This is a genomic window from Atopococcus tabaci DSM 17538 (genome assembly GCF_000429585.1).
Lineage (GTDB): Bacteria > Bacillota > Bacilli > Lactobacillales > Carnobacteriaceae_A > Atopococcus > Atopococcus tabaci.
In genome coordinates this window covers 22,638-32,924 of the sequence record NZ_AUCD01000018.1, presented here as the reverse complement: position 1 = coordinate 32,924, position 10,287 = coordinate 22,638, and the positions used below count along the sequence as shown (strand labels likewise).

Below are 10,287 nucleotides of genomic sequence, written 5' to 3'. Positions count from 1 at the left end.
TCTTAGCGCCACACTTTGATTTATTCTGTTTATACTGATCAAAGTATTCTATAATTGAACCGCCTTCCTTTAGGAAGGAAACGACATTATAGACCGGTTGATTTGATCGACCGATTTTCCGAGCAATCTTATAAGGTTTTAATCCAGTATCAAAATAAGTTTCTATCCAGCTAAGTTCTTTCATGGTAAGATGTGTGTAGGCCATTTGTGGTCACTCCTCTAATTTTCGTGGTTGGAACTTAGTGAGAGTGTATCACAAATGGTTTTCTATTTTTCTAGCTTAATTTTACAATTCAAGTTAGCAAAAAGGAAGAGGATGAAAATGAGCAGCGAAAAAAAAGAACGACAAGAGTTGATTGTATGGGTCTACACACTCAAACATTTCAACAAATTAAAACGATACGGCATGATTCACTACGCCTCAAAACGTATGAATTATGTAGTCATGTACGTTGATCAATCGAAAAAAGAAGAAATCACACGCAAATTGTCCAAACTTCATTTTGTGCGGAAAGTGGAAGATTCCCCTCGCCAAGAGGTGGATATGAATTTTGAGGATGTATTGGGCCGGGTGACGGAGTCAAGCAGCTTGGATGATTTTCAAGACAATGAGTCACTTAAGGAAGACAGTTTCTTCTCGAATGACGATATTCTCGGCACGCTATAGTAGATAAAAACGAGTTTTCAGGGGGAACCACATGCGAGTTATTGCAGGAGATTTTAAAGGAAGACGTTTAAAAGCTGTACCGGGACAGAATACACGTCCCACCACAGATAAAGTGAAGGAATCCATTTTTAACATCATCGGACCGTACTTCGACGGCGGCCATTGCTTGGATTTATATGCAGGCAGCGGAGCATTGAGTATTGAAGCTGTTTCTAGAGGAATTGAGCATGCGGTATTGGTAGATAAACAGTATAAAGCGGTCAAGACAATTCATGAAAATGTGGAATTGACCCGTGCGCCGGATCGCTTTCAAGTGGAGAAGAAAAGTGCTTCCCAAGCTTTGTCCATGCTGGAAAATTCGGGGCAGGCATTTGATTTGGTTTTTCTCGATCCGCCATACGCCAATCAACAGATTGAAAAAGATATTCAATGGATGGAAGAACATCAGCTGTTAAACGATGGCGCTGTAGTAGTATGTGAAACAGCTGAAGAGACTGTATTGCCTTCTAGCATAAAAGGTTTGGTCAAAATAAAAGAAAATCAGTACGGAACAATTCGCATCACCGTATATGAAAAAGAGTAGGAAGTAGGTAGGCTAATGACAAAAGCTTTGTACGCAGGCAGTTTTGATCCTTTGACTAACGGCCATTTGGATATTATTAAACGAGCCACACGGTTGTTCGATGAAGTAGTTGTTGCAGTGGCAACGAATACAACCAAAAAGGGATTATTCACAGCACCGGAGAAGAAGAAAATGATCGAAGAAGCGGTCAAGGATCTCCCTCATGTGACTGTCCTTGACCATTCTGGAGGGTTGACGGTGGGGCTGGCTAAAGAGCTGGGAGCATCTGTCATGATTAGAGGGATACGGACAGTGAAAGATTACGAGTATGAAGTAGGAATTGCGGCGATGAACAAAACACAAGATGAAGAAATTGAGACGCTCTTCATGTTGGCCGATCCAGCTCACAGTTTCGTCAGTTCCACCCTTGTCAGAGAAGTGGCCAGTTTCCAAGGAGACGTGTCGAAGCTTGTTCCTGCACATATAAATGAAGCGATCAAAGAAAAATTTTTACGCTAAGTTTTTTATGGACGCAACTATCAATGGAAAGTACAGGTGAAAGATGGAAAAAATAAAAAGACAATCAACCAACAGAATGGGGAAGATTCTTCTCGCTCTTTTTCTTTTGATTCTCTTTTTCAGGCTTCCCATTCCCTATTATATTGAAAGTCCAGGTTCAGCTGTTGCATTGGAACCGCTGGTCAAGATTGACGGGCAAGAAAAAGAAATGCCCGGAACGTATATGCTAACAACGGTTCGAATCATGCAGGCCACTCCTGTTCTTTCCCTTACTGCACTGCTGCCTTTTCATGATGGTTTGTCCCGCAGTTCCTTACTGGGGACAGCCGAAAACTATGAAGAATACGATACGCTGCAACAGTTTTATATGGAAAATTCTAAAAACACCGCCATCGAAGCGGCTTTTAATGCGGCAGGTTTGCCTATTACTCGCGAATACCATGGCATTTATGTTATGCGGGTTCTGGAAGAATCGGATTTTTATGGAAAAATCCATCCAGGGGATACGATCAGCGCAATTGACGGCATGACATTTGAAAGCTCGCAAGAATTTATGGATTATATCAAGGCTCAAGAAGTCGACCAAACAGTGACCATCACATATGAAAGAGACGGACATACAGACACGGTCTCTGGTGACTTGATACAATTAAGTGAAACAGGAAATCCGGGAATCGGAATTTCTCTGGTTGACCATTCTACCATCGAAACGGAACCATCTGTTGAAATTGATTCAGGTTTGATCGGTGGCCCTTCTGCGGGCTTTATGTTCGCTCTTCAAATTTATACTCTTTTGGAGAACCCCGATTTAACAGGAGGCATGGAGATTGCCGGCACCGGAACAATCACGCCAGACGGAACAATCGGAAGAATCGGAGGAATCGCTAAAAAAGTCGTAGCGGCAGACGGCGAAGGAGCGGACATCTTTTTTGCCCCGGATGATGACATCACTTCAGAGATGAAACAAATTAATCCGGATTTAAAATCCAATTATGAAGAAGCTGTGGACGCAGCAGAAGCAATCGGAACGGAGATGAAAGTCGTTCCGGTAAAACATCTGAAAGATGCAGTGGAATACTTGGAAGAACACTCATAAACTTAATCCCGTTTACAGTAAAGAGGAGTCTTTTTTAGATTCCTCTTTTTTTGATTGGATTTCAGTTTTTTTGCGTATATTAACTGTCGAAGGCATCCAAACCGATAGATGAAAGGAGACGCAGATGAATGAACTCTTGGATGGAAGAAAATAAGAACCGCTTGTTGCTTGCAGGAGCAGTAGTGGCATTTATAGGACTATTGTTTATAGGGCTTCAACTTCTTTCTAAAGAAAATATGGATGAAGAACAAATGGTGCACTTGTTAGAGTCCATGTACGCAGAAAGCAGCGAAACAATCACAGAGGAAGAGGATGAAGCAGAAGAAAACACGCAGGATGAAGAAAGTGTTCTGTTCGTAGACATTAAAGGAGAGGTGAAAGAGCCCGGAGTGTATGAAATGCAGGAAGGCGACCGTATCCAGGATGTTGTCCAAAAAGCAGGGGGCTTTACAAGCGAAGCGGACGAAACCATGATTAATCTGGCACTTCGCTTGACGGATCAGATGATGGTCTATATTCCTCGAATCGGGGAAGAAACAAACATCCCGGTGCTTCCTCAGCTCTCTTCTGAAGACGATGCAAGCAAGAAGGTGAACTTGAATACTGCAGATGTTTCAGAATTAACAACATTAAATGGAATTGGAGAGAAGAAGGCGGAAAAAATTATCCAATACCGTGAAGAAAATGGTTCGTTCAAAACGATTGAAGACCTAAAAAGCGTATCTGGAATCGGGGATAAGACATTTGAAAGCCTGAAAGAATTCATTTCTGTGACTGATTGATGCACATGGTTTCACATTGAAACGGACTTCGAGCTTCTGTATACTGAAGAAAACTTTCGAAAAATGGATAGAGAGGACTAAGAAGATGGATCAGAGAATTCCTTGGGATCAATATTTCATGTCTCAAAGTTTGGTTTTATCCTTAAGAAGCACATGTACACGATTAACGGTAGGAGCGACGATTGTTCGTGACCGCCGCATTATTTCAGGTGGATACAACGGTTCTGTAAGCGGCGACGTCCACTGCATCGATGAAGGTTGTTATTTGGAAGATGGCCACTGTCTACGTACGATTCATGCAGAAATGAATGCATTGCTTCAATGTGCAAAATTCGGTGTGCAGACGAAAGGTGCAGATATTTACGTGACTCATTTTCCCTGTTTGTCATGTACTAAAATGTTGATTCAAGCCGGTATCAAAAAAATTCATTACCTCCACGACTATCGCAACCATCCATATGCCCAAAAACTGTTGAGTCAATCCGGTGTTCAAATCCATCAGGTCGATATGCCGGTTGATTTTTTTCAACAGATGGACCGCCTGATTGAATCGGATCCGAATCCGAATGACGACACTGAACATCCCTCCGCCTACAGATAGAGGGATGTTGTGAACGGATTCCTTTTGTTTCCTGCTCTTTTTTCGCTTCTAACGGTGTGGGTTGTCTTCAGTGAGTTTTCTGTTACCAGTCTGTTGATTTTAAGTATATGGATTGTTCGAATGTTGCGATTAAAAAGACCGGTTCTTTTGTTGGTGGCGTTACTGGCAGGAGGAGTGACGGGTTGGCGTGCTGGGAGAGCAGCTGAAGCGCAAACTCTTCTGGTTCCCGAAACACAGCAGTTTATTGTTTCAATCGTTCAAGAGTCCGTTGAAGTGGATGGCGATCAACTTAAATTTTACGGCACAATCGAACAAACAGACCGGCTGCAGTCTATCGAGGAAAAAATCGTTGTTTATTATACGATTTCCAGCAGAGAAGAAAAAGAACGGTTAGAAACACAAGCCTTGCCCTCAAAAATACGGATTCAAGGAACATTGGAAAAACCAGTAGGGAAACGAAACCCCCATCAGTTTGATTATGCTGCTTTTTTGAAACAGCAAGGCATCTTTTGGGTGCTGGAAGCAACCACGGTAGAGCAGCTTGCAAACATTCCAGACGAGGAGGAAAACTACTTCGCTTTGCTGCTCCAACCGGACAAGTGGAGAAGCAACGTGCTGGAGACCGTGGAGAAACGTCTTTCAGGAAAAACAGCGGATTATACCAAGATGATGTTGTTTGCAGATAGAAGAGGATTTGACAGAGATGTGATGGATGGTTTCCGAGAATTGGGAATAATACATTTGCTGAGTATTTCCGGTCTTCATGTTCACTTTCTGATTGGAGGCATCGAATGGATGCTGTTGCGGAGTGGAATGACGCGTGAACGAATCCCGTGGCTGTTTCTATTCCTGTTGCCGGTTTATGGAACGCTGGCGGGGTGGGGCACAAGCGTATTCCGTGCTGTTTGTCAGTCTTGGATTGTATACGGAGGACGAAGTATCGCTCGACGCATACACGGCTTGGATGCGTGGGCGGCAACGCTCATACTGGCATGCACATGGAATCCTTATCAAATTTATTCGGCAGGGTTCCAATTAAGTTACACGCTCAGTTTCATTCTTCTGTTGATGCAGCAATCCCGGTTAAAAAAATTGGTCCCATCTCCATATCTGCCTATGTTAACGACGGCATTGCTGTCTTTGGTGTCAATCCCCATACTTAGTTATCACTTTTTTGAGTTTCCTTGGTTCAGCCTGATAGCGAACTTGTTGTTTGTGCCGCTTTTCAGTTGGTTTGTGTTGCCCACATTAGGACTGTTGTGGTTGGGGGCATTCTTCTTATCCGGCAGTGCAGCGTTTCATGCATTAAATAAAGTCATGAATGCAGCCTTGCTTTCCATTGAATGGTTGGTGCAGGCAATCAGCCGTCTTCCTAATTTGACTGTTGTTACCGGCCGCTTGCCGTGGGTTGGAACGGTTAGTGTTGTTCTAAGTATACTCATGCTTTTTTACATATTAGAAAAAAAGAAGCCGGTTAAAAAAACTGCCCTGATGACTGTTTTGCTCTTCTTTACGGTAGGCCTTGCTTCACAGCGCTACGCTCCATCCGGAAAAGTCATCATGATGGACGTGGGTCAAGGTGACGCCATATTGGTGAAGCAGCCGTTTGGGCAGATGATAACACTGATTGATACAGGCGGCGTGCTGCCGTTTGAAAAGGAAGAGTGGCAGGAACGAGGAGAGCCATATTCTGTTGGAGAAGACGTGATTGTTCCAGTGTTGAAGTCTTACGGCATCCGTTCTCTAGATCAAGTAATTCTCACCCATGGAGATTTTGACCACACCGGTGCACTGCTTGATATCGGCGAAAAAATTAAAATAAAAGAACTTGTTTTAGCGAAAGGAACGCTAACCCATCCCAATGTTTTTCCGTCTGCGGCGAAATTGCATTCTGGTGGAACCAATATTCTAACCGTACATGCTTCATTAAAAAGGCCGGTGGTTCTCCGCTCTGGATTGGGCGTTTTATGGCCGTTTGAACATGGATCTGGAAGCAACAACGATTCTCTTGTGCTTTATGGTAAACTGGGAACGGACATGTGGTTGTTTACAGGAGACTTGGAACAACCGGGTGAGGAAGAATTGATGCGCGCATATCCTTTGTTGCAGGCAGATATATTGAAAGTTGGGCATCACGGGAGTCAAACCTCTACAAGTGCTGATTTTCTCCAGCAGTTGTCTCCGGAGGCAGCCTGGATTTCGTCTGGAAGGAACAACCGCTATGGACACCCACATGAAGAAGTCATCCAACGATTGGAGGATGCAGATATCACTGTGTGGAGAACAGATGAACAAGGAGCGGTGATATTCACATACAGTATGTGGGGCACAAATATAGAGTCCAGCTTGCCTTTACATTCGAGCGAATAGAAAAAATGAAGAACGAAAGGAAGACGAAAATGGGAATAGGAGAAGAACTGGCAGCCATCCGCAAAGGGAATCTTGCCCCTGTTTATCTCGTTTCAGGAACTGAAGAGTATTTAATGAATTTAACACGAGATGCATTTATCACAGGCGCCTTAGGAGGAATGAAAGACGAGTTCAATTTCGGACGCTTTGATATGGAAACACTCTCTGTTGCGTCTGCTTTGGAAGAAGCGGAATCCTTTCCTTTCTTTGGAGATCGGCGCTTGGTCATGGTGGATAATCCATACTTCCTTACAAGCGAAAAACCTAAAAATGTGCCGGAACAAGACTTGGACTGGCTGCTGTCATATGTAAAACAACCCGCAGATTTTACGGTGTTTGTGATTTTTGCACCGTATGAGAAATTGGATCAGCGGAAAAAAATCAGCAAAGTATTGAAAAAAGAAGCCAAACTGATTGACGTGCAGCCAATGGATGAAAAAAGAACCAAGCAGTACGTGAAAGAATTCCTGGCCGCTGAAGAAGTAGCCATAAAATCAGAAGCTTTTGAGTTGTTGTTTCAATTGACAGGCGGCAGCTTGTCGAAAATCATGAATGAGCTGGAAAAGCTGATTCTTTACACTAATGAAAGCCGGATCATCACGAAACAGGCTGTCCGAAATTTGGTGCCCAAGTCCTTGGAACAAAACATATTCGAATTAAATGAAAAAGTCTTGAAAAAAGATGTACAGGGAGCCCTGGATTTGTATGCGGATTTGCTGCTTCAAAAAGAAGAACCCATTAAAATCATCGCATTGATGATTTCACAATTCCGATTGCTGCTGCAGGTAAAGATTTTGCGGGAAAAAGGGTATCAGCAATCAGAGATTGCTTCCGTTTTGAAGGTACATCCATACCGGGTGAAACTGGCCGCTCAACAAGAAAGAAAATTCGACAAAGAGTCGCTTTCAAAAGCGCATATCGGCTTGATTGAGTCTGATTATAAAATGAAAACAGGGCAGGCAGACCAAAAACTGCAGTTTGAATTATTCGTCTTGAAATTCGCGGAAAGACAAAAGCGTATGTCGATGAGATGATATCAAGTAAAAAAACTTTACAGTAAATGATTGCAAAAACAAAAATCTTTCTGTATAATATGAAGCGTTGAAATTAACCAATATTTTAACCAATATTATTGGTGTCATTCGAAAGAGGGGTGTATGGAATGCCAAATATCGAATCTGCAATTAAACGTAACCGTCAATCTGAAAAAGTAGCAGTTCAAAACAAACAACAGATCAGCGCGATGCGTACAGCTAAGAAAAAATTTATGCAAGCTGTAGAAGCAGGAAATGAAAACTCTGCTGAATTGTACAACAATGCAGTTAAAGCTATCGACAAAGCTGCATCTAAAGGCTTGATCCATAAAAACAAAGCAAGCCGCGACAAATCTCGTCTTGCTGCAAAACTTGCGAAGTAATTTGATTACAATCGCTAAGATATAGTGAAAAAGAGCTTGAGACTTTCTCAAGCTCTTTTTCCGTCTGCATTTATTTTCACACAAGAGGGGAACGTTTATTCGAAGTCCATTTTATGATAAAATGGAAGAACAGTAGAATAGCCGAAGAGAGAAACAGTCTTCTCGACGAAGTCAAGGAGGTCAAAAGATGCCGACTGAACAATTTGAATTGGTTTCTGAGTACAAGCCAAGCGGGGATCAGCCTGAAGCCATTAAACAACTCATAGCTGGTCTCCAACAAGGCCAAAAAGAACAGGTGTTGTTGGGTGCGACAGGGACCGGAAAGACATTCACCGCGTCCAACGTGATACAAGAAGTCAACCGCCCGACATTGGTTATCGCGCATAATAAAACACTCGCTGGACAATTGTACAGCGAGTTCAAAGAGTTTTTTCCAAATAACGCTGTAGAATACTTTGTCAGTTATTATGATTATTACCAGCCTGAAGCGTATGTCCCTTCAACAGATACTTTTATTGAAAAAGAAGCCAGCATCAACGACGAAATCGATAAGTTAAGACACTCTGCCACCAGTGCGTTATTGGAACGGAGAGACGTCATCGTGGTCGCCTCTGTTTCCTGTATTTATGGATTGGTTAACCCGGTGGATTATAAAGAGCATGTGTTGTCTTTGCGGGTAGGAACGGAAATGAGCCGCGATGATTTATTACGTAAATTAGTAGACATGCAGTTTGAACGAAACGACATAGATTTTCAACGGGGACGGTTCCGTGTCCGTGGAGATATCGTCGAAATTTTTCTTGCTTCAAGAGAGAGCGAAGCCATCCGGGTAGAGTTTTTCGGCGATGAAATTGACCGAATTCGGGAAGTCGATGTATTGACAGGAGAGGTAAAGGCCGACTTGACGCATTTTCCTGTTTTTCCGGCGACTCACTTTGTTACCAACGCAGAACAAACCCGTATCGGGGTAGAAAGTATCCAAGCAGAACTGAAAGTCCGCCTGGAAGAACTACGCGCAGAAAACAAACTGTTGGAAGCGCAGCGCCTGGAACAACGGACCAATTATGATATCGAAATGTTGCTGGAAATGGGGTACTGTCCGGGAATCGAGAACTATTCCAGACATATGGACGGACGGAAGCCGGGAGAACCGCCGTATACACTCTTGGACTTTTTCCCGGAAGATTCACTATTTATCATTGACGAATCGCATATGACCATGCCTCAGATCAGAGGGATGTACAACGGAGACCAAGCCCGGAAACAACACTTGATTGAACACGGATTTCGTCTGCCAAGTGCATTGGACAACCGTCCGTTGACCTTGAAAGAATTTGAAGATCATGTCAATCAGATTATATACGTTTCTGCTACTCCGGGTCCTTATGAAATGGATCGCTCTTCCCAAGTGGTTGAACAGATCATTCGTCCGACCGGATTGTTGGATCCGATTGTGGAAATCCATCCAATCAAAGGGCAGATAGATGACTTGATTGACGAAATCTTACAGCGCACAGAACGTGATGAGCGGGTATTTGTGACGACCTTGACCAAGAAGATGTCGGAAGATTTAACTGATTATCTGAAGGAAGTCGGCATCAAAGTGGCGTATCTGCACAGTGATGTCAAAACATTGGAACGAACAGAAATCATCCGTGAATTGCGGTTGGGAGAATATGACGTGTTGGTAGGAATCAACCTACTCAGAGAGGGGCTCGATGTGCCGGAAGTTTCATTGGTTGCCATTTTAGACGCCGACAAAGAAGGGTTCTTGCGGAGCTCGCGTGCTTTGATTCAGACCATAGGACGCGCGGCACGGAATGATAAAGGGAAAGTTATTATGTACGCTGACGGAATCACGGATTCGATGCGTGAAGCGATTGACGAGACGGAACGGCGCCGGGCCATTCAGGAGCAGTACAACAAAGAACACGGAATCACTCCTAAGACCATCAAGAAAAAAGTGTCTGAATTGGTTCGCGTGTCCACAGTGGTCGAAGAGGAAGAACTCACCTCCGATAAAATTGCGAAACTCTCTCGAACAGAACGTCGGGAATTGGTTGAAACGATGGAATTGGAAATGAGACAGGCCGCCAAAGAACTGGACTTCGAAAAAGCAGCCAATTTGCGTGACATTGTGTTGGAATTGAAAGCTGATTATAATTTATAATTCTAGACACAAATATACAGAAAAAAGAGAGTGGATTTTTGAAAGTTTAGCAATTCTGCTTGCA

Annotated in this window: 10 protein-coding genes and 1 pseudogene; 10 read left to right on the top strand and 1 reads right to left on the bottom strand. The window is 43.2% G+C overall.

Annotated features, from left to right (window positions below):
• Positions 1–205 (bottom strand): annotated as a pseudogene (locus G470_RS0104435) (IS30 family transposase); the annotation flags it as partial.
• 117 nt (positions 206–322) lie between these two features.
• Here G470_RS0104435 and G470_RS12715 point away from each other — a divergent pair.
• The 10 genes from G470_RS12715 to uvrB all read left to right on the top strand — a co-directional run bounded on the left by G470_RS12715 (position 323) and on the right by uvrB (position 10,223).
• Positions 323–667, top strand: coding sequence for a YlbG family protein (locus tag G470_RS12715; protein ID WP_051258418.1), 345 nt, complete (start codon positions 323–325; stop codon positions 665–667).
• A gap of 31 nt (positions 668–698) precedes the next feature.
• The gene (gene rsmD, locus G470_RS0104425) at positions 699–1,250 is read left to right on the top strand and encodes a 16S rRNA (guanine(966)-N(2))-methyltransferase RsmD (RefSeq protein WP_028273773.1); all 552 of its coding nucleotides are present in this window, start codon (positions 699–701) and stop codon (positions 1,248–1,250) included.
• Between the two features lie 15 nt (positions 1,251–1,265).
• Positions 1,266–1,748, top strand: a complete 483-nt coding sequence (gene coaD / locus G470_RS0104420; RefSeq protein ID WP_028273772.1) for a pantetheine-phosphate adenylyltransferase — start codon at positions 1,266–1,268, stop codon at positions 1,746–1,748.
• Between the two features lie 43 nt (positions 1,749–1,791).
• Positions 1,792–2,844, top strand: coding sequence for a SepM family pheromone-processing serine protease (locus tag G470_RS0104415; RefSeq protein ID WP_035445069.1), 1,053 nt, complete (start codon positions 1,792–1,794; stop codon positions 2,842–2,844).
• A 128-nt stretch (positions 2,845–2,972) separates the two neighbouring features.
• Positions 2,973–3,626 carry a helix-hairpin-helix domain-containing protein gene (locus G470_RS0104410; protein ID WP_051258417.1) on the top strand — a complete coding sequence of 218 codons (654 nt, stop codon included), beginning with the start codon at positions 2,973–2,975 and terminating at the stop codon, positions 3,624–3,626.
• An 85-nt stretch (positions 3,627–3,711) separates the two neighbouring features.
• Positions 3,712–4,227 carry a ComE operon protein 2 gene (locus tag G470_RS12710; RefSeq protein WP_035445067.1) on the top strand — a complete coding sequence of 172 codons (516 nt, stop codon included), beginning with the start codon at positions 3,712–3,714 and terminating at the stop codon, positions 4,225–4,227.
• Between the two features lie 9 nt (positions 4,228–4,236).
• Complete coding sequence (locus G470_RS12705; protein ID WP_051258416.1) at positions 4,237–6,597, top strand: DNA internalization-related competence protein ComEC/Rec2; 2,361 nt, start codon at positions 4,237–4,239, stop codon at positions 6,595–6,597.
• Between the two features lie 29 nt (positions 6,598–6,626).
• On the top strand, positions 6,627–7,670 hold the full coding sequence (gene holA / locus G470_RS0104395) for a DNA polymerase III subunit delta (protein ID WP_028273769.1): 1,044 nt from the start codon (positions 6,627–6,629) through the stop codon (positions 7,668–7,670).
• Positions 7,671–7,798: 128 nt separating this feature from the next.
• Positions 7,799–8,053, top strand: a complete 255-nt coding sequence (rpsT, locus tag G470_RS0104390; RefSeq protein ID WP_028273768.1) for a 30S ribosomal protein S20 — start codon at positions 7,799–7,801, stop codon at positions 8,051–8,053.
• A 187-nt stretch (positions 8,054–8,240) separates the two neighbouring features.
• A complete protein-coding gene (gene uvrB, locus G470_RS0104385) occupies positions 8,241–10,223 on the top strand; it encodes an excinuclease ABC subunit UvrB (RefSeq protein ID WP_028273767.1) in 1,983 nt (660 codons plus the stop codon).
• Positions 10,224–10,287 lie beyond the last annotated feature (64 nt).